Source organism: Mycobacterium sp. ABE4_509 (genome assembly GCF_056160785.1).
Window position 1 is genome coordinate 17,187 of sequence record NZ_JBSWXU010000003.1, and the last position, 18,179, is coordinate 35,365.

The 18,179-nt window shown below is 68.2% G+C and carries 17 protein-coding genes; 9 read left to right on the top strand and 8 right to left on the bottom strand.

Annotated elements, in window-relative coordinates; all coding sequences use genetic code 11:
- The first annotated feature begins 169 nt into the window (after positions 1-169).
- The 6 genes from ACXAID_RS01290 (at position 170) to rlmN (ending at position 7,529) form a co-directional block, all read left to right on the top strand.
- Positions 170-2,143, top strand: coding sequence for a primary-amine oxidase (locus tag ACXAID_RS01290; protein ID WP_475020362.1), 1,974 nt, complete (start codon positions 170-172; stop codon positions 2,141-2,143).
- A 425-nt stretch (positions 2,144-2,568) separates the two neighbouring features.
- Positions 2,569-4,044, top strand: coding sequence for a sugar transferase (locus ACXAID_RS01295; RefSeq protein ID WP_475020363.1), 1,476 nt, complete (start codon positions 2,569-2,571; stop codon positions 4,042-4,044).
- Between the two features lie 112 nt (positions 4,045-4,156).
- Entirely contained in the window at positions 4,157-4,903 is a 747-nt protein-coding gene (gene pyrH / locus ACXAID_RS01300; protein WP_475020364.1) for a UMP kinase, read from the top strand.
- Positions 4,904-4,946: 43 nt separating this feature from the next.
- Positions 4,947-5,504, top strand: coding sequence for a ribosome recycling factor (gene frr / locus ACXAID_RS01305; RefSeq protein WP_475020365.1), 558 nt, complete (start codon positions 4,947-4,949; stop codon positions 5,502-5,504).
- 2 nt (positions 5,505-5,506) lie between these two features.
- On the top strand, positions 5,507-6,385 hold the full coding sequence (locus ACXAID_RS01310) for a phosphatidate cytidylyltransferase (protein ID WP_475020366.1): 879 nt from the start codon (positions 5,507-5,509) through the stop codon (positions 6,383-6,385).
- 49 nt (positions 6,386-6,434) lie between these two features.
- Positions 6,435-7,529, top strand: a complete 1,095-nt coding sequence (gene rlmN, locus ACXAID_RS01315; protein WP_475020367.1) for a dual-specificity RNA methyltransferase RlmN — start codon at positions 6,435-6,437, stop codon at positions 7,527-7,529.
- A gap of 6 nt (positions 7,530-7,535) precedes the next feature.
- On the opposite strand, the gene ACXAID_RS01320 is transcribed toward rlmN, so the two are convergent.
- The 5 genes from ACXAID_RS01320 to ACXAID_RS01340 all read right to left on the bottom strand — a co-directional run bounded on the left by ACXAID_RS01320 (position 7,536) and on the right by ACXAID_RS01340 (position 11,786).
- The gene (locus ACXAID_RS01320) at positions 7,536-7,973 is read right to left on the bottom strand and encodes a nuclear transport factor 2 family protein (RefSeq protein WP_475020425.1); all 438 of its coding nucleotides are present in this window, start codon (positions 7,971-7,973) and stop codon (positions 7,536-7,538) included.
- Positions 7,974-7,993: 20 nt separating this feature from the next.
- Entirely contained in the window at positions 7,994-8,410 is a 417-nt protein-coding gene (locus ACXAID_RS01325) for a nuclear transport factor 2 family protein (protein ID WP_475020368.1), read from the bottom strand.
- A gap of 19 nt (positions 8,411-8,429) precedes the next feature.
- The gene (locus tag ACXAID_RS01330) at positions 8,430-9,914 is read right to left on the bottom strand and encodes an aldehyde dehydrogenase family protein (protein WP_475020369.1); all 1,485 of its coding nucleotides are present in this window, start codon (positions 9,912-9,914) and stop codon (positions 8,430-8,432) included.
- Between the two features lie 75 nt (positions 9,915-9,989).
- The gene (locus tag ACXAID_RS01335) at positions 9,990-10,547 is read right to left on the bottom strand and encodes a TetR/AcrR family transcriptional regulator (RefSeq protein WP_475020370.1); all 558 of its coding nucleotides are present in this window, start codon (positions 10,545-10,547) and stop codon (positions 9,990-9,992) included.
- Positions 10,548-10,628: 81 nt separating this feature from the next.
- Complete coding sequence (locus ACXAID_RS01340) at positions 10,629-11,786, bottom strand: phosphotransferase (RefSeq protein ID WP_475020371.1); 1,158 nt, start codon at positions 11,784-11,786, stop codon at positions 10,629-10,631.
- A gap of 115 nt (positions 11,787-11,901) precedes the next feature.
- Between ACXAID_RS01340 and ACXAID_RS01345 the strand changes: the two genes are divergently transcribed.
- Positions 11,902-13,092: a CaiB/BaiF CoA transferase family protein gene (locus ACXAID_RS01345; RefSeq protein WP_475020372.1), complete on the top strand. Its 1,191-nt coding sequence runs from the start codon at positions 11,902-11,904 to the stop codon at positions 13,090-13,092.
- Here ACXAID_RS01345 and ACXAID_RS01350 read toward each other — a convergent pair.
- Entirely contained in the window at positions 13,068-14,339 is a 1,272-nt protein-coding gene (locus tag ACXAID_RS01350) for a sulfotransferase family protein (protein WP_475020373.1), read from the bottom strand. The genes ACXAID_RS01345 and ACXAID_RS01350 overlap by 25 nt on opposite strands.
- 76 nt (positions 14,340-14,415) lie before the next feature.
- Here ACXAID_RS01350 and ACXAID_RS01355 point away from each other — a divergent pair, with 76 nt between their 5' ends.
- The gene (locus tag ACXAID_RS01355; protein WP_475020374.1) at positions 14,416-15,564 is read left to right on the top strand and encodes a DUF1214 domain-containing protein; all 1,149 of its coding nucleotides are present in this window, start codon (positions 14,416-14,418) and stop codon (positions 15,562-15,564) included.
- 5 nt (positions 15,565-15,569) lie between these two features.
- On the opposite strand, the gene ACXAID_RS01360 is transcribed toward ACXAID_RS01355, so the two are convergent.
- Together ACXAID_RS01360 and ACXAID_RS01365 are read right to left on the bottom strand one after the other, a co-directional pair.
- Positions 15,570-16,220 (bottom strand): TetR/AcrR family transcriptional regulator, encoded by a 651-nt coding sequence (locus ACXAID_RS01360; RefSeq protein WP_475020375.1) that lies wholly within the window; start codon positions 16,218-16,220, stop codon positions 15,570-15,572.
- Positions 16,221-16,252: 32 nt separating this feature from the next.
- The gene (locus tag ACXAID_RS01365; RefSeq protein WP_475020376.1) at positions 16,253-16,870 is read right to left on the bottom strand and encodes a TetR/AcrR family transcriptional regulator; all 618 of its coding nucleotides are present in this window, start codon (positions 16,868-16,870) and stop codon (positions 16,253-16,255) included.
- A gap of 44 nt (positions 16,871-16,914) precedes the next feature.
- Between ACXAID_RS01365 and ACXAID_RS01370 the strand changes: the two genes are divergently transcribed.
- The gene (locus tag ACXAID_RS01370) at positions 16,915-18,168 is read left to right on the top strand and encodes a cytochrome P450 (RefSeq protein ID WP_475020377.1); all 1,254 of its coding nucleotides are present in this window, start codon (positions 16,915-16,917) and stop codon (positions 18,166-18,168) included.
- The last annotated feature ends 11 nt before the right edge of the window (positions 18,169-18,179 follow it).

The window sequence follows — 18,179 nt, forward strand, 5'->3', positions numbered from 1 at the left end:
TGTTAACTCCGTCGACACGGCGGACGGCTGCCGGTGAAACGAGGCGCTCGCACCATCGCTAGGTGTGGAGACCAGTCGGGCCGGCCGGGTGACTCCACGCGTCCGGACGTGCCGGGGCTCCCGGCGGCTTCCCACTCCCTGAATCGGACGACGCGAAGGATCCAGCCCGATGACCATGGACAGCACCGCGGTGCGCGACGACGAGGCCGCGGGCGCCACCGGGTATCCGCTCGACCCGCTCAGCGGAGCCGAGATCGAGGCTGCGGCCGCAATCATCGCCGGCAGTGAATACGCAACCCCGACAACTCGTTTCGTCATGATCCAGCTCGCCGAGCCGGAGAAGACCACATCGCTGACCTTCGCGGGCATGGATGTGGCGCGCCGGGCCTTTCTGACCATCTACGACTCCGCGGCCAAGATGGTCTACGAGGCCGTCGTGGACCTCGGTGCGCGGGCCATCGACTCGTGGACGCCGGTGCCGGGGCGGTTCCCGTCCTACCTCGTCGAGCACATGACCGGTGTCGAAGAGGTGGTGCGTGCCGACCCGCGCTGGCAGCAGGCGATGCGCAGGCGCGGGGTCACCGACTTCGACCTGGCGATGGTGGATCCCTGGCCGGCCGGCTACTACGGGCCCGAGGACCACTACGACGGCTCGGCGCTGATTTGCCGCCCGCTGACGTTCATGCGGGCCGCCCCGTCCGAACACGGCTACGCCCGCCCGGTCGAGGGCCTGATCGTGAAGTTCAGCCTCGACGAGATGAAGGTTATCGACATCGAGGATCACGGTGTGGTGCCGCTGCCCCCGACCGCGGGCAACTACACCGAGCAGTTCATGTTCGACCCCGACAACCGGCCGGCCTTCACCCAGTTCCGCGATGACGTCAAACCCATCGAGATCACCCAGCCCGACGGGCCGAGCTTCACCGTGGACGGCTGGAAGGTGCAATGGCAGAAGTGGTCCCTGCGGATTGGATTCAATCCCCGGGAGGGCATCACCCTGCACGAGGTCACCTACACCGATCGGGGCCAGACCCGGCCGGTCATGTACCGGGCGTCGCTGGCCGAGATGGTGGTGCCCTACGGTGACACCTCACCCACGCACTGGAACAAGAACGTGTTCGACATGGGTGAGGTGGGGATGGGTTTCTCGGCCAATCCGTTGACGCTGGGCTGTGACTGCCTTGGCGAGATCCACTACTTCGACGCCACGCTCAACGATTCGACGGGCAACGCCGTCACCATCCCGAACGCCATCTGCATGCACGAGGAGGACTTCGGGATCTCCTGGAAGCACACCGACTTCCGTACCGAAGAGGTCGAGGTGCGCCGCTCGCGGCGGCTGGTCATCTCGATGATCTGCACGGTGGGCAACTACGAATACGGCTTCTTCTGGTATTTCTACAACGACGCCTCGGTGGAGGTGGAGGTCAAACTCTCCGGCGTGCTGACCACCGGTGCAGTGCCCGACGGGGAGACGCCGCGATGGGGAAAGATGGTGGCGCCCAACATCTACGGACCCAACCATCAGCACTTCTTCAACTTCCGGCTCGACATGAGCATCGACGGGGCGCACAACAGCGTCTACGAGGTCGACTCGATCCCCGAGCCCGATCCGGCCCTCAATCCGCACCGCAACGCGTGGATCACCCGGGACAAGCTGGTGGCGTCGGAGGCCGACGGTGCCCGGGACTGGAACTGGCAGACCGGCCGGTACTGGAAGGTGGCCAACCCGTCGAAACTCAACGAACTGGGCCAACCGGTCGCCTACAAGCTGATGCCCCGCGACGTTGTGCCGGTCATGGTGCAGGAGGGCTCCTACATCTATGACCGGGCCCGGTTCGTCCAGCACAATCTGTGGGTCACCCGCTACGACCCGGCCGAGCGGTTCCCCGCCGGCGACTACATGTACCAGTGCGCCGAGCCGCAGGGCCTGCCCCAGTACATCGCCGACGACGCACCGCTCGAGGACACCGACGTGGTGCTCTGGTACACCGTCGGCGCTCACCATGTGGTGCGTCCGGAGGACTGGCCGGTCATGCCGTGCGCCTACACCGGATTCCATCTCAAGCCGATCGGTTTCTTCGACGGCAACCCGGCCCTGGACCTGCCGCCGTCCCCGCCCAAGGCCTGCCACGGTCACTGACCGGCACGCGTGGTGCTGTGTCCGGGGCGTCGCCTCCGGCGGCGCAGGCGATTTGTGAACTTCCTGACATGGGCTTTGCTGGGGAAGGTGGCCCCGGCGCGTTCAGCCATCCGGGACTTAGGTTAGGCATGGCATTGCTGAATCTGCCGATGGCGTACAGCCAGGCCCGATCGCCTCGAGTCTGAACCTGATTCGCTCGGCGTCGGGCCCGTGGCCGCGGGGAGAAGCTCGTCGATGCTCGTCCCGGCCGGCAACCCGGTTTGCCGAGTTCCCGGCCGGGCAATTCTGGCAAACATTTGGCACGGCACTGTCAGGTGGTCGTGCGAGGTGATCGCCGCTCAACCCGCCGCTCTGGCTACCGGAAACCGTTGTGTCGAGTATTGTTTGGCTGTCCATGCGATCGCCGACGGACACGAGAGGTTGTGATGGCCGTCCAAGCAGTCGAGGGCGCGCGTAGCGGGCAGCGACGAGCCCCGTCCGGGCCGAAGCGGGCCCTGCACATGGGTTCGCTGGGAACGCTGATCAAGTTCTCCGCCGATCTGATCGCCGCCTCTGTCGCCTCGGTTGTGGGCCTGATGTGGGTGCAGTCCAGCGGGCTGCCGATGCCCCCGCTGTGGATGATGGCGTTCTACGCGCCGACCGTGATCGCCCTGGCCGCACTCCGCCTGAACTACCGCCGCACGCTGAGCTGGACCTACCTCGAGGAGTTCGTCTCGGTCCAGACCACCGCGGCGCTGGGCGCGATGCTGCTGCTCAGCGGCATGGTGCTCACCGGCGTCACCGGCGACCTGGGTCAGTCGGTGGCCAGGGTCTGGATGGTCTACGCGCTGCTGCTGCCGATCGGGCGCTGGACGGCGCTGGCCGGCAAGCGCCGGCTGCGCAAACACGAGTATCTGCAGTCCCCGACGCTGATCCTCGGCAACGGGGCGGTCGCCGGCGAGCTGGCCAAGCGGTTCATCGACAGCCCCGAGTACGGCGTGCTGCCCGTCGGTCTGGTCGACGCCGACCCGCCGTGGCACTCGTCGCGCGCCGGCCCCCGAACCGACGACTACTCGATTCCGGTGGTGGGAACACCGGACACCATCGTCGAGGCCATCAAGCAGACCGGTGCCGAAGCGGTCGTCGTCGCGTTCTCGCGGACACCGGATCGCGAACTGACCCGGGCGATCCGGCTGTCCCGACTGGCCGGGCTCAAGATCTGGGTGGTGCCCCGGATGTTCGACACCGTCGGCAAGCGGGCCAGGGTGGACTACGTCGGCGCGCTGCCGCTGCTGGTGTTGTCGTCCACGAGTCCCAAGGGCTGGCAGTTCGCCACCAAGCACATCGCCGACCGCGTAGTCGGGTTCGCATTCCTGATGCTCCTCTCGCCGATCTTCCTGGTTCTGATGGCTGCGGTCCGCCTGTCTTCGCCGGGGCCGGTGTTCTACCGGCAGCCCCGCGTGGGGCGCGACGGCGTGGTTTTCGACTGCCTGAAATTCCGTTCGATGGTGGAAGCGCCCGAGTCGGAACCCACCGCCGAGTCGGAGACCGACCGCGCGCCCGGCGGCGTCGAAGGGCAGGTGGACCGGCGCACCCGGATCGGCAAGATCATGCGGGCGACCTCTCTGGACGAACTTCCCCAGTTGATCAACGTCGTCCGGGGCGAGATGAGCCTGATCGGACCCCGTCCCGAACGCCCGGAGTTCGTCGACGTTTTCAATGCCCAGGTCCGGCTCTACGGCGAACGTCACCGGGTCAAGGCGGGCATGACCGGTTGGGCCCAGGTGCACGGCCTGCGCGGCCAGACCTCGATCCAGGACCGTGCCGAATGGGACAACTACTACATCGAGAACTGGTCGCTGCTACTGGACTGGCAGATCCTGGCGATGACCATTCCCGCGCTGTTCCGCCGCGCCGAGTAGCGCGGCGTCAACCCCGCAGCCCGCGTCGGGTCCCACATGAGGCAGGATGGTCTTCGGCCTTCCTGCTGCAGGTCGGGACGGCGGCATTCATTCGAGGAGGCCGAGAAGTTCGATGGGGGAGACCACCACTGACGGAGGGCCGGCGTTGATCCGACCCGCCTACACCCGGGTGCTGCTGAAGCTGGGTGGCGAGATGTTCGGCGGCGGCGAGGTGGGCCTCGATCCCGACGTCGTGGCCCAGGTCGCCCGCCAGATCGCCGAGGTGGTCCGCAGCGGCGTGCAGATGGCGGTCGTCATCGGCGGCGGCAACTTCTTCCGCGGCGCCCAGCTGCAGCAGCGCGGCATGGAACGCACCCGCTCGGACTACATGGGCATGCTCGGCACCGTGATGAACAGCCTTGCCCTGCAGGACTTCCTGGAGAAGGAAGGTATCCAGACGCGGGTCCAGACCGCCATCACGATGGGGCAGGTCGCCGAGCCCTACATTCCGCTGCGCGCGCAGCGACACCTCGAAAAGGGGCGGGTGGTGATCTTCGGTGCGGGTATGGGGCTGCCCTATTTCTCGACCGACACCACCGCCGCGCAACGCGCGCTGGAGATCGGTGCGGACGTGGTGTTGATGGCCAAGGCCGTCGACGGCGTGTTCACCGCCGATCCCCGGGTGGATCCGGACGCCGAGTTGCTCACCGCGATCAGCCACCGCGAGGTCATCGACCGCGGTCTCAAGGTCGCCGACGCGACGGCGTTCAGCTTGTGCATGGACAACGGTATGCCGATCCTGGTGTTCAACCTGCTCACCGATGGCAATATCGCGCGTGCCGTCGCAGGTGAGAAGATCGGAACACTGGTCACCACCTGAGCGGTGGCGGCCTGGTGAGCGACAGCGACGGGAGACGAGCACAGTGATCGACGAAACCCTCTTCGATGCCGAGGAGAAGATGGAGAAGGCCGTGTCCGTGGCGCGGGACGACCTGGCGTCGATCCGTACCGGCCGCGCCAACCCCGGCATGTTCAACCGCATCACCGTCGACTATTACGGCGCTGCCACTCCGATCACCCAGCTGTCCAGCATCAACGTGCCCGAGGCCCGGCTGGTGGTGATCAAGCCCTACGAGGCCGGCCAGCTGCGCAGCATCGAGGATTCCATCCGCAATTCCGACCTGGGCGTCAACCCGACCAACGACGGCAACGTGATCCGGGTGGCGATTCCGCAGCTGACCGAGGAGCGGCGGCGCGACCTGGTCAAGCAGGCCAAGTCCAAGGGCGAGGACGCCAAGGTGTCGATCCGCAACATCCGGCGCAAGGCGATGGAAGAGCTGACCCGGATCAAGAAGGACGGCGACGCAGGAGAGGACGAGGTCACCCGCGCCGAGAAGGACCTCGACAAGACCACCCACCAGTACACCAACCAGATCGACGAACTGGTCAAGCACAAAGAAGGCGAGCTGCTGGAGGTCTGAATGTGACCGATCAGCACTCCAGCACCGTGGCAGACACGCCCGCGAACCAGCCGCCGACGAAGAAGTCGCGCGCCGGCCGAAACCTGCCCGCCGCGATCGCCGTGGGGGTCGTCCTCGGCGCCATGGCGATCGGGATTCTGCTGTTCGCACCCAAGTGGTGGCTTCTGCTGCTGGCCGTGGCGATCGCCGTCGCCACCCACGAGGTGATCCGCCGGCTGCGTGAGCACGGCTATACGCCTCCGGCTGTGCCCCTTCTGCTCGGTGGCCAGGCGATGATCTGGCTGACGTGGCCTTTCGGCGCCGCCGGCCTATTGGGTGCCTACGGCGGCACCGTCGTGGTCTGCATGGTGTGGCGGCTGCTGGGCCAGGGGCTCGGGGCGCCGCCGGTGAACTATCTGCGTGACATCGCTGCCACGGTGCTGCTCGCCACCTGGGTGCCCATGTTCGCGGCCTTCACCGCGTTGCTGATCTTCGCCGACGACGGCGGGGTCCGGGTGTTCACCGTGATCGTCACCGTCGTGTTCGCCGACATCGGCGGCTACGTCGCCGGGGTGCTGTTCGGCAAGCATCTGATGGTGCCCGCCATCAGCCCGAAGAAATCCTGGGAGGGGCTGGGCGGATCCCTGCTGTTCGGCATCGGTGCGGCGGTGTTCACGGTGACCTTCCTGCTCGACAAGCCGGCCTGGGTCGGGCTGCCGCTCGGCCTCATGCTGGTGATCACCGGAGTCCTCGGCGACCTGGTCGAGTCTCAGGTCAAGCGCGACCTGGGGATCAAGGACATGGGAACGCTGCTGCCCGGCCACGGCGGACTGATGGATCGCATCGATGCGATGCTGCCGTCGGCGGTCGCCGGCTGGGCGGTGCTGAGCCTGCTCGCCTGAGCTGCGCCGGCCGGCCCCGCAGCGCCGGAGTGCGATACTGGAGGCGATCATGTCCAATCCCCTGCCCCTGGTCTTCGACGCCCCGCGTCGCGGTATGCCGCCGCGCCACTTCGCCGACCTCGACGACGCCGAGCGCGTTGCCGCCGTCGCCGATCTGGGGCTGCCCGCCTTCCGGGCCAAGCAGCTGGCCAACCAGTACTTCGGCCGCCTGATCGCCGACCCGGCGCAGATGACCGATCTGCCCGCCGGGGTCCGCGGACAGATCGGTGAGGTGTTGTTTCCCGCCCTGCTCGAACCGCTGCGCGACATCGCCTGTGACGCGGGGGAGACCCGCAAGGTGTTGTGGCGCGCGGGAGACGGCACCACGTTCGAATCGGTGCTGATGCGCTACCCCGACCGCAACACCGTGTGCATCTCGTCGCAGGCCGGCTGCGGCATGGCGTGCCCGTTCTGCGCGACGGGCCAGGGCGGCCTCAAACGCAATCTGTCGACCGCCGAGATCCTCGAGCAGGTGCGCGCGGCCGGCACTGCGCTTCGCGGGGACGACGGGCGCCTGTCCAACATCGTGTTCATGGGCATGGGGGAGCCGCTGGCCAACTACAACCGGGTGGTGGCCGCCGTTCGGCGGATCATCGCCGCGCCGCCCGGCGGTTTCGGCATCTCGGCGCGCTCGGTGACCGTCTCGACGGTCGGGCTGGCACCGGCGATCCGAAAACTCGCCGACGAGCGGCTCAACGTCACCCTCGCGGTGTCGCTGCACACCCCCGACGACGAGTTGCGCGACACGCTGGTGCCGGTCAACAACCGGTGGAAGGTCAGCGAGGTGCTCGACGCGGCGCGCTACTACGCCGACGTGACGGGGCGTCGCGTGTCGACCGAGTACGCGTTGATCCGCGACGTCAACGACCAGCCGTGGCGGGCCGATCTGCTGGGCAAGCGGCTGCACGGCGCGCTCGGCGCGCTCGCGCACGTCAACCTGATCCCGTTGAACCCGACCCCGGGCAGCGAATGGGACGCCAGCCCCAAACCGGTCGAACGCGAATTCGTCCGGCGGGTCCGCGAGCGTGGGGTGTCGTGCACCGTGCGCGACACCCGGGGCCGCGAGATCGCCGCAGCCTGCGGGCAGCTGGCCGCCGAGGGCTGAGCGACGTCAGCCGCCGCCCGGCGGGTTGACGAACCAGACGTTGTCCTCGCGCAGGGCCCGGCTGCGCCACCCGTGCGGGGTGCGGACCAGATCGTGGTGGTAGTAGCCGCCGCAGCTGCTCTGTCCGGTCACGCCGGGCAGTTGCATCGGGTTGTAGAACATCGCGCGCACGCTGGCCGTGCGGGCATCCGTGCCGGCGCCGAAGTCGCACTCGACGTTGGTGATGTAGTGCATGCTCCACGGGATCGCGCCGAACCCGGCCGACAGCCATTCGATCACCTCGTCGCGCGGACCGGCGACGGCGCCGGCCGACGAGTAGTCGATGTGGGCGTCGTCGGAAAACACCGAGCGGTACAGCTCCCAGTCCTTGGTGTCGACGGCTCGGGCGTAGCGGTTGAGCAGCGCCTTGATCTCCAACACGTCGCTGAGCTCTTGGACGTCCATCGCGGTCTCCTCCGGTGGTCTCATTGCCCGACGACCTCCAACCGCAGGCAGGTGATCCGCCAGCCGGTCGGCGTCCTGGTCAACGTGTCATGCCAGCGGCCGGCGAAGAAGGTCGTCTCGGCCGTGCCGGGCAGGCGAACGGCGTTGAACCACATGGCCACGACGTCGGCGTCGTCGCCGGTGATGCGGCTCTCGACGTTGGTCAGGTAGTGCATGCCGATGCTCATCGCGGCGCGGTGCCGGGTCAGGTGGTCGACCGCGTCGTCGACCGTGCCCACCGGAAGCCCCGCCGCCGAGTAGTCGACCCGCGCGTCGTCGGTGAACATCGCGCGGTAGGTCGCCCAGTCCCTGGCGTCGACGGCATAGCAGTAGCGCACCAGCAGCGCCTCGATCTGCATCCCGTCGACGAGGGAGTGCAGATCCGGCACGGCCGTCACCGTCTGGTTCACCCCGGCATCACGCCGGCATGCCGATGGTCTTGGCCTCCAGGTATTCCTTGTAGCCCTCTTCGCCGTTGCGGTAGCCCAGCCCGCTTTGTTTGGTGCCGCCGAACGGACTGCCGATGCCGAAGTGGCTCTTGCCGTTGATGGTGACGTTGCCGGTGCGCATCCGGCAGGCGATGGCGAAGGCGCGGTCCACGTCGGCGCTGCTGACCTCGCCGGACAGGCCGTAGATGGTGTTGTTGGCGATCGCGACGGCGTCGTCGTCGGTGTCGTAGCCGGTGACGGTGAGCACCGGGCCGAAGATCTCCTCCTGGGCGATCTGGGAGTCCGGGTCGACGTCGGCGAGCAGGGTCGGCTGGGTGTAGTAGCCGACCGGCAGGTTCTCCGGGACACCGCCGCCGGTGATCAGCCGCGCCCCGGAGTCGATGCCGGCGCGGATCAGCCCGAGGACCTTCTGGCGCTGGCCCTCGCTGATCTGGGGGCCCTGCATGTTGCCCGGGGTCCACGGGTCGCCGACCGGGAAGCCCTCCATGATGGTCTTGAGGGTTTCGATGCCCTCGTCGTAGCGGCTGCGCGGCAACAGGATCCGGCTCGGCAGGATGCAGCTCTGGCCGGACATGACGCAGGCCATCATCGCCGCGATCGGCAGTGCGGAGGAGAAGTCGGCGTCGTCGAGGACGATGTGGGCGGACTTGCCGCCGAGTTCGAGCAGCGTCTTCTTCACCGTGGGGGCGCCGGCGGCCAGGATCGCGCGACCGGTGGCTGTGGAGCCGGTGAAGGTGATCATGTCCACGCGCGGGTCGGCAGACAGGGCGGCGCCGACCTCGTTGGCGTTGGAGACCACGACGTTGAACACCCCGGCCGGGATGTCGGTCTCCTCGGCGACGATGCGGCCGTATTCGCTGCCCGACCACGGGGTCAGCTGGGCGGGTTTGAGGACCACGGTGTTGCCGGCCATCAGGGCGGGCACCGTCTCGGCGATGTTGAGGTAGAACGGCACGTTCCACGGGGTGATCGCGCCGACCACGCCGACGGGTTCGTAGTGGATCTTGCGCCGCGCCGGCCCCAGCGGGGTGTCGTGGACGCCGTTGTCGACCAGATAGTCGAAGTTCTTGCCGTGCTCGGCCCAGTGTTTGACTTCCTCGATCGGGCTCTCGATCTGGCTGCCGGTGACCGTCACCGGGCAGCCGACCTCGGTGATCAGGATGCGGCGCAGCCGCTCCTTGTTGCGTTCCAGTGCCTCGTGCAGCTGGGTCAGGCAGTGGTAGCGGAAGTCCAGGTCGCGCGCCCAGTCGGTCTCGTCGAAGGCCCGCCGGGCGGCGCCGATCGCGCGGCCCATGTCCTCGACGGTGCCGTCGGTGGCCTGGCCGGCCACCTGCTCGCTGGCGGGGTGGATGACATCGAATGTCGCTCCGCTGGGGGTGAATTGCAGCTCACCGTCGATGAGCATCCGCTCGTCGCCGGCGAGCACGCCGGTCTCTGTCTCCGCTGTCGTCATAACAGCTAGCTTTACAAGAAATCGGCCGACTGTCACGCATGAGTTGTGACTGGCCCGGCGGCGGGGCGGCGGCGCTCAGCCGGTCTTGATGCCCACGGCGTGGCGCAGCTGGGCCAGGAACTGGTCATCGTCATCGCTGCGCACGATGTAGTGCGACACCGCCACCCGGACCGCGGTGGCCGCCTTGACCGCCCCGTTGGCGCCGGGCAGCAGCTTCTCCAGCTGGGCCCGCATCACCGGGATGATCAGCCCGAGCCGGGCGATGACGACCTCGGGTTCGATGTCGACCACCCGCACCCCGGAATACGAGCGCTGGTAGTCGGCGATGAACCGCATCGCGGCGTCGACCCGTTCGGTGCCGCGCAGGCCCGCGGTGGCCTCGACGATGCCCGACTCGAACGTCTCCCGCTCATAGACGCCGAACGCCTCCAGCAGCGCCTGCTTGTCGGCGAACCAGCGATACAGGGTGGGCCGGGAGACCCCCGCCTGCAGTGCCACCTCGGACAGGCTCAGCTTGGTCTGTCCGCTGCGGCCCAGCACCTCAGCCGTCGCGGCCAGGATCCGGTGCCGCGTCGAGGTGTCCTCGATGCCGTCGGATCCGGTTGCTGATACGCGCTGTGCCGGTTGGTTCACGGTCCTGCCTGCCTTACGGGTTCGATGTCGATCGTAAAGCGTGACGGCCGGCTGGGCCGAAGGCGCGGCGGGCGGCGTTGATCACAGTGACTTCTCCAACAGGGCCACCGTCTCGAGATCTGCCAGCGCGGACAGGCTGCGTTCGACCCCTTTGAGCGCGATGTCCTCGGCCTGCATGCCGCCCATCCCGGCGGTGATCAGCGCGGCGACGTAGGGATACAGCGCGCCCTGGCGGTAGCGGTCCCACAGGTCGTCGCGGTCCAGGTCCGGGCCGCCGCCGGCCGACAGCGCCTGCCGGTAGACGTCGAGCAGGTCCCGTTGGTGGTTCTGACGGTCCTCGGCCGTCATCGACGTGACCAGGGTGTAGGCCAGTTCCCGGCTGGGATGGCCGCGGCGCACCGCCTGCCAGTCCAGCAGCCCGGCCCGGCCCTGCCGGAAGTACAGGTTGCCCGGGTGGGCGTCACCGTGCATGACGGTGTGCGGACCCTGATCGATCAGGGTGGCGACCGCGCGGTAGTGGTCGTTGATGAATCGGCCCCGTTCCAACGGCAGGTCGCAGCGTTGCACCAACCGTTGCGAGGAGGTGCGCAGCAGCGGGGCGGTCAGCAGCGCGGCGGTGTCGGCCGAGGCGGCGTACAGCCAGCCCAGCGGACCGCTTCCGGGGCGGGGCAGCCGCCCCCAGAAAGTCGCGTGCACCCCGGCCAGCAGTTCGACCACGAGGGCGGCGCGGTCGGCGTCGATGGGGTGCAGGGTGTCGGGGAACTCGCAGGGGGAGCCGTCGGACGCGTCGCCCGGGCCCGCCAGATCCTCGAGGACGAGCACGAACCTGCCCGTCCACGGATCGAACTCGGAGCCGTAGCAGCGCGGCACGCCGGTCAGTTCGGGCGCCAGCTGGCGGTAGAAGCGCGTCTCGGTGTCGGCGAGGTTTCCCAGTTCACCCATCAGCCGGGTGGCCACCGTCTCGGCGGCCATCTTGACGAACACGGTGGCCGGGACGTCGTCGCCGGTGAGGGCAAGCCGGGCGCGCGACGAGGTGCCCGCGTCACCCCCGAGCACCGCCACCGAGGTCACCGGCCGGCCCAGCACCCGCGACATCGCCGCCGCGTCGAGGTCGGCGACGGTGCGCGGATGGGGGCGCAGCCGTCCGATCGCCGTGTCGACTCCGATACGGCGGACCCCGCGGCCCAGATGCGCGGCCAGGCCGATGGCCGGGGCCACCCGATCCTCGATGATGGACACCACGCGCCTCCTAGGCTTGGACTGCAGCCACCACAGGGTTACAAAGTGGTGATCTTTTGTAAAGATACGGCAGGACTCGACAGGACCCGACAAGAACGGCGAAAGGAACGACACGATGGCCGGTCCGCTGGAAGGCCTGCGGGTCGTCGAACTCGGGGTGTGGGTGGCCGGGCCCGCGGCCGGTGGAATCCTGGCCGACTGGGGCGCCGACGTCGTCAAGATCGAGCCGCCGGGGGGAGACCCGGCCCGCGCCTTCGGGCGCATGCTCGGCGTCGCCCCGCTCGACCGGCACCACGACAGCCCGCCCTTCGAGATGGACAACCGTGGAAAGCGCAGTGTGGTTCTGGATCTGGCGACCGAGGACGGTCGGTCCCGGGCCCGCGACCTGCTCGCCGACGCCGACGTGTTCGTCACCAACATCCGCACCGGCGCGCTGCGCCGGATCGGTCTGGACTTCGAGTCGCTGGCCGCGATCAACCCGCGGCTGGTGTACGGGCTGATCACCGGATACGGCACCGACGGACCGGACGCCGACCGGCCCGCCTACGACGTCGCCGCCTTTTGGGCCCGGGCCGGGCTGGCGCACCTGCTGACCCGGCCCGGGGACACACCGCCGTTCCAGCGCGGCGGTATGGGCGACCACTCGGCCGGGATGACGCTGGCCGGTGCGGTGTGCGCGGCGCTGGTGGCGCGGGCCCGCACCGGGACCGGCCAGCTGGTCTCGACATCGCTGTACCGGCAGGGCGCGTACACGGTGAGCTTCGACCTGACCACCTTTCTGATCACCGGCCAGTCCATCGCGATCGGCCAGCGGGAGTCCATGGGCAACCCCTGCATGAACAACTACACCGCCGCCGACGGCAGGCGCTTCTGGCTGGTCGGGCTGCAGGGCGAGCGGCACTGGCCGGCGTTGTGCGCGGCCGTCGACCGGCCGGCATGGCTCACCGACGATCGCTACGCCACCGCCCGTGCCAGGGCTGCCAACGCGGCCCAGCTGATCGCCGAGCTGGACACGCTGTTCGCCACCAGGACGCTGGCGGAATGGACCGAGATCTTCGCCGCCCATCCGGACCTGTTCTGGTCTCCGATCAACACGCTGGAGGATGTGCTCGCCGACGAGCAGTTCCACGCCGGGGGCGGAGTGGTCCACGTACCCGCCCCGGACGGTGCGAGCGTGCCGATGGTCGCCACCCCGGCCGATTTCTCCGCCACCCCGTGCGAGGTCCGCGGCTGCGCACCCGAACTGGGGGAGCACACCGCCGAGGTCCTCGGCGAGACCGCTCAGCGCACGAATCGCTCGACGTAGGGGGCGAACCGGCGGCGCAGCTCGTCCTTGTCCAGCCCGAGGTCCTCGGCGCGGTAGTCGACGGTGCCGAGCCGTCCCCGGGTGTGGCCGGCCAGGTATTCGGCCACCGCTGAGCGGGATTCGTCGCTGGGCTGGTACCCGGCGGTGTCCCACACCCGCGCCACCATCGCCAGATCGTCGGCCATGAACTCGTCGAAGCGCACGTCGATGGTCCGCTCGGGCGGGAGCTTGTCGTGGTCGCGCAGACACGCCGAAAGCATCTCGTCGATCCGGTCGATCCAGTAGCCGGCCACGGTGGGCACGTCGACCTGGTCCACGCTCATCCGCATGGTGTAGGTCATCATCGTGGCCATCGACACCGCGACGTCGACCGGGTCGCGGTGGGTGACGATGAAGGTGGCGTCGGGGAAGACCTTCATGATCGGGACGAACTGCTCGAGGTGCTGCGGGCTCTTGAGCACCCACCGCCGGCTGCGGCCGTCCTGGTGCAGTAGCACCTGCAGCATCATCCGCAGGAACTGGTATCCCGGGGTCTGATCGTTGTCGCGCAGATAGTCCGACCAGCGCGGCAGGTGGGTCAGCGTGGTGAAGAAGCCGCTGGCGAAGTCCTGCACCATCAACCCGATGTCCTCGTGGATGTGGTCGATCGTCATCTCGTGCATCAGGCCGAAGTACGGCATCAGCGTGTTCGAGATGTTCAGCGCGTCCCCGGTGCGCTGGCGACGCGGATCGATGGTGCCCTCCTCGCCGGGCGGCGGCAGCGGCTCCTGCGCCTCCCAATAGGGCAGGGAGCGCAGCGCGGGGTCGGCGGCCAGCAGGCTGTGCAGATGGGTGGTACCGGTGCGGGGCAGCCCGGCGATGATCATCGGAGCCGCGATGTCGATGTCGAAGATCTCCGGGTGCCGCTTGAGGTGGTCAATCACCTGCAGCCGGCCCTTGAGGAAGGTCAGCATCAACGAGAACGCATAGGTGCGGCCGAACTCGGTGAAGTGGGGGATCTCGTCGAATGCGGTGAGCAGTACCGCCATCCGGTCGCGATAGTCCTGCGCTCCGAAGTCGGTCAGCCCGGTCTGGGCCGAGGCCTGCTCGTGCAGGGCCTCGACGGTCAGCGGGCAGTACGGCGCCATCGCGGCCATGCCGTCGATGATCGCCTGCGCGTCCGGCGTGAACGTCGGACGGGCGAGGTCGGTGATGTGTATGGGCGCTGCCGGCGTGGCGGGACCCGGAGATTCCGTGGACGCGGTCACGCCGCGGACGCTACTCCGGCGTTACAGATCTTACAAGTAGTGTTGCGATGTAAGTTTTGCGCCTATGATCCACCCCATGTCCGGTTCTGACAGCGCGGCCGCCTGGCGCGAATTGCTTTCCGCCTTTGCGGAATTCGACAACCAATTCCTCGACGGGGCCAAGGCGGTGCGCGGCCGGACGGCGGTCGCCGAAGGCTACGCGAACCTGGCCACGATGCTTGCGCTGTCGTTGGACATGCACTTCTTCGCCGACCCCGTGGCGCCGCGCTTCATCGACACGCTGACCCCCTTCCGCCCCGATCGGCGGTGGGGCGGGGACAACACCGACTGCTACTACGGATACGCGGTCGTCGACCCCCGGCGCACCTATCGGGTCAGCGGTCGCCCCAACGACAGCGTGATGTACTCGGTCACCGTCTACAACGAGCCCGAACCCGGCGCATGGCCCAACCGCACCGTCGGGCTGCTCTACGACACCGACATGCCACTCGCCGACGACGGCCGGTTCTCCTGTGTGCTGGGCCCGCGCCGCCCGGCCGGCTACCACGGTCCCTTTCTCGAGTTGAGCGACGACGCCCGCGGCATCGTCACCCGCGACTATCACACCGATCCGGCCGCCGGGACGAGAGTGGACTGGGACATCGAGGTCATCGACCACGCCGGGCTGCCCGTGGTACCCGCGAAAACCGACGCCGACGTGGCCAGGTCGCTGCGCGCGGCGCTGCGCTTCGCCCAGGACATGTACGCGTTGATCCCGCTGATCCTGATGGAACGCCAACCTGTCGAACTCGCCGACGGCCAGTCGCTGAGCACCAACACCTTGGCGCCCCCGTACCGGGCGGGCGGTGCGACCCACGGCTACTCGATGCAGGACGCCTGCTACTGCCTGGGCGGGTTCTCCCTCGAACCCGGCGAGGCCCTGGTGATCACGTCAACACACCCAGCCTGCCGGTTCTGGAATCTGACCCTGTGGAACCAGTACATGGCCGCGCTCGACGTCGAGTACGGCCGGGCCGGCATCAACTCCGGCACCGCGGTGCCCAACTCCGATGGATCGGTGACGATCGTGGTCAGCCGCGAACTGCTCGACCATCCCAATGCGATCTCGACCAAGGACCACCCCGAAGGGCTGATGTCGTTTCGCTGGTTCCACGCCGACGACCTGCCCGAACATCCGACCACAGCGCTGGTGGCAGCGGTCGACGCCCCGACTGTGGTGTCCTGACCGGCTCAGCGGTTGCCGCGTCGTGACCGATGCGCCGGTCCGGCGTCCTGCCCGGCCCGCCGGAATGTCGTGACCGGCTCGATCCACTGGCGCAGATAGCCCCGCAACGCCGCGGGCCCGCGCGGCGGATCCGACGGCGCGATGACCATCGACTGGATCATCCGAAGTACGAACTCGACCAGGTCGTCCATCGCCGTACCGGTGAAACCCATTTCCTCCCAGTCGATATGGGTGCGTTCCAGCATGGCCCGCGAGCGGGCGATGGCCGCGGGCATGACCATCTGCCTGCTCATCACCCGCATCCGGTCGGTTTCCAGCAGCAGCGCCAGCAACGGCTCATCGGGCAGGCGTTCGATCAGGAACGCGACCGCCTCGACGAGCAGATCGGTGGCGTCGTCGAGGTCGCGGGTCATCGCCGCGATCCGGTTGGTCCAGTGCTCCAGGGCGATCTCGGCCGCCGCGGCGAGAAGTTCGCCGGTGGAGCCGAAGTGCCGGTAGATCGTCGGGCGGGTGACGCCGAGATCGGCCGCGACCTCCGACAGGGTGGTCAGCCGCGGCCCCCGCCGCTCGATGCTCGCCAGCGCGGCCTCGACGATGCGCTTGCGCGCCTCGGCATCATCGGCTGGCGGTGTACCCCGCCATCCCTTCCGGCCCATTGCTGCACACTACCCGGCGCCACTCGCCCAGATCACCCAGAGCGATCGCTGAACTCGCCACCGGGGGCGGGCAACTCGCGCGGGGGCGGTGAGTGGTCCCCGACTTGGGCGGCATGCCGAAGCTGGGCCAGGAAGCCGTCGTTGTCGTCGCTGCGGACCAGATACTGCGCGACGGCGACCCGCACCGCGGTGGCCGCCGACAGTTCGGCGTCGGGCCCGGTGCACAGGCGCTGCAGTCGCTCACGCATCAGCGGGATGACCCGGGCCAGTCGCCTGATCACCTGGTCGGGCTCGACGTCGACCATCCGCAGTCCGGGATAGGACAGCTGGTACTGCACGATGACCTGCAGCGCGGCATCGAGACGCTGGGGCGGTGGCAGGTCGGCGGTCGCCTTGGCGATGGCCCGTTCGTAGAACTGCCGCTCCCACACCACGAACGCGTCGAGCAGTTCGCGTTTGTCGGCGAAGTAGCGGTAGAGGGTGGGTCGCGAAACGCCGGCCTGGGCTGCCACATCGGACAACGACAGCTTGGTCGTCCCGTTGCGTCCCAGCACTTCTGCCGTCGCAGCCAGGATGCGCTGGCGCGTCGAACCGTCCTGTTCGGCCTCGCCCATCGGGGCACGCCCATCGCCCCGCACCGCGTCCTGCATCCTGACAGCTTTACAAATTATCGCTCAAGTGTCACGCTGATTCGGTGACTGCAGCATCGTTGCGCGAGCGTGAGTACAGCGCGATCGACATCACCTCCCACGATTTCTGGAGCCGGCCGTTCGACGAACGCGACGCGTCCTTCGCGCGGTTGCGCGCCGGCGACGGCCTGTCCTGGCACAAGCCGTTCCCGTCGCTGTTCCCGATGGAGGAGCCCGGGTTCTGGGCGCTGACCAGGCGCGCCGACATCACCTACGTCAGTCAGCATCCCGAGCTGTTCACCTCCGAGCGCGGGGTGGCTCTCGACCCGATGCCTGCCGAGGTGCAGCGGTTCGCATCGTTCTTCCTGACCATGGACCCGCCGCAACACACCACCTACCGGCGCCTGATCAGCTCGGCGTTCACACCGCGCAATGTGCGCCAGATCGAGGAACAGATCCACCGCAGTGCAGTGGCCATCGTCGACGACCTCGTCGGCGCCGGCGACATCGACTTCGTCGCCGACTGCTCGGCCCGCCTGCCGATGCTGACGATCATGGAGATGCTGGGCGTCCCGGCCGCCGATCAGCCCGCGGTCGCCAAGGCGGCCGAGAAGTTGTTCTCGATGAGCGACGACGAGTACAGCTCACTGGAGGAGCGGGCCGCCAACACCGTCAACGAGATCATGCTGCTGTCGAGCACCGGTGCCGACCTGGCGAAGTACCGGCGCAACAACCCGGGTGACGATCTGATGACCAGCATCGTCAACGCCGAGGTCGACGGCCACCGGCTCACCGACGAGGAGATCGGCGCTTTCCTGATCCTGTTGTCCTCGGCGGGCAACGACACCACCAAACAGACGACCACCCACGCGATGATGGCGCTGGTGGCCTGTCCCGAGCAGCGGCAGTGGCTGGCCGAGGATTTCGACAACCGCATCGGCCTGGCTGTCGAGGAGTTCGTTCGCTGGTCGTCGCCGGTGCTGCAGTTCGCCCGCTTCGCCACCCGGGACACCGAGATCAACGGTCACCCGGTCACCGAAGGGGACAAGGTGGGGCTGTTCTACTGTTCGGCCAACCGCGACGAAGCGGTCTTCGAGAACCCCGCGGCATTCGATCTGGGGCGCTCACCCAACCAGCATCTGGGGTTCGGTGGCGGCGGACCGCACTTCTGCCTGGGCAACCAACTGGCCAAGACCGAACTGCGGAACCTGTTCGGGGAACTGCTCACCCGGCTGAAAACCGTCGAGTTCGGCGAGCCCGATCTGCTCTACAGCAGTTTCGTCCACGGCGTGAAGCGCTTGCCCGCGCACGTCCGGTAGCAGTCGGAAAA

Bases quoted from the DNA above. Each gene is read 5' to 3' on its own strand.
- ACXAID_RS01290 (WP_475020362.1), top strand. From the start codon at position 170: ATGACCATGGACAGCACCGCGGTGCGCGACGACGAGGCCGCGGGCGCC.
- ACXAID_RS01295 (WP_475020363.1), top strand. From the start codon at position 2,569: ATGGCCGTCCAAGCAGTCGAGGGCGCGCGTAGCGGGCAGCGACGAGCC.
- pyrH (WP_475020364.1), top strand. From the start codon at position 4,157: ATGGGGGAGACCACCACTGACGGAGGGCCGGCGTTGATCCGACCCGCC.
- rlmN (WP_475020367.1), top strand. From the start codon at position 6,435: ATGTCCAATCCCCTGCCCCTGGTCTTCGACGCCCCGCGTCGCGGTATG.
- ACXAID_RS01320 (WP_475020425.1), bottom strand. From the start codon at position 7,973: ATGGACGTCCAAGAGCTCAGCGACGTGTTGGAGATCAAGGCGCTGCTC.
- ACXAID_RS01330 (WP_475020369.1), bottom strand. From the start codon at position 9,914: ATGACGACAGCGGAGACAGAGACCGGCGTGCTCGCCGGCGACGAGCGG.
- ACXAID_RS01345 (WP_475020372.1), top strand. From the start codon at position 11,902: ATGGCCGGTCCGCTGGAAGGCCTGCGGGTCGTCGAACTCGGGGTGTGG.
- ACXAID_RS01355 (WP_475020374.1), top strand. From the start codon at position 14,416: ATGTCCGGTTCTGACAGCGCGGCCGCCTGGCGCGAATTGCTTTCCGCC.
- ACXAID_RS01360 (WP_475020375.1), bottom strand. From the start codon at position 16,220: ATGGGCCGGAAGGGATGGCGGGGTACACCGCCAGCCGATGATGCCGAG.
- ACXAID_RS01365 (WP_475020376.1), bottom strand. From the start codon at position 16,870: ATGCAGGACGCGGTGCGGGGCGATGGGCGTGCCCCGATGGGCGAGGCC.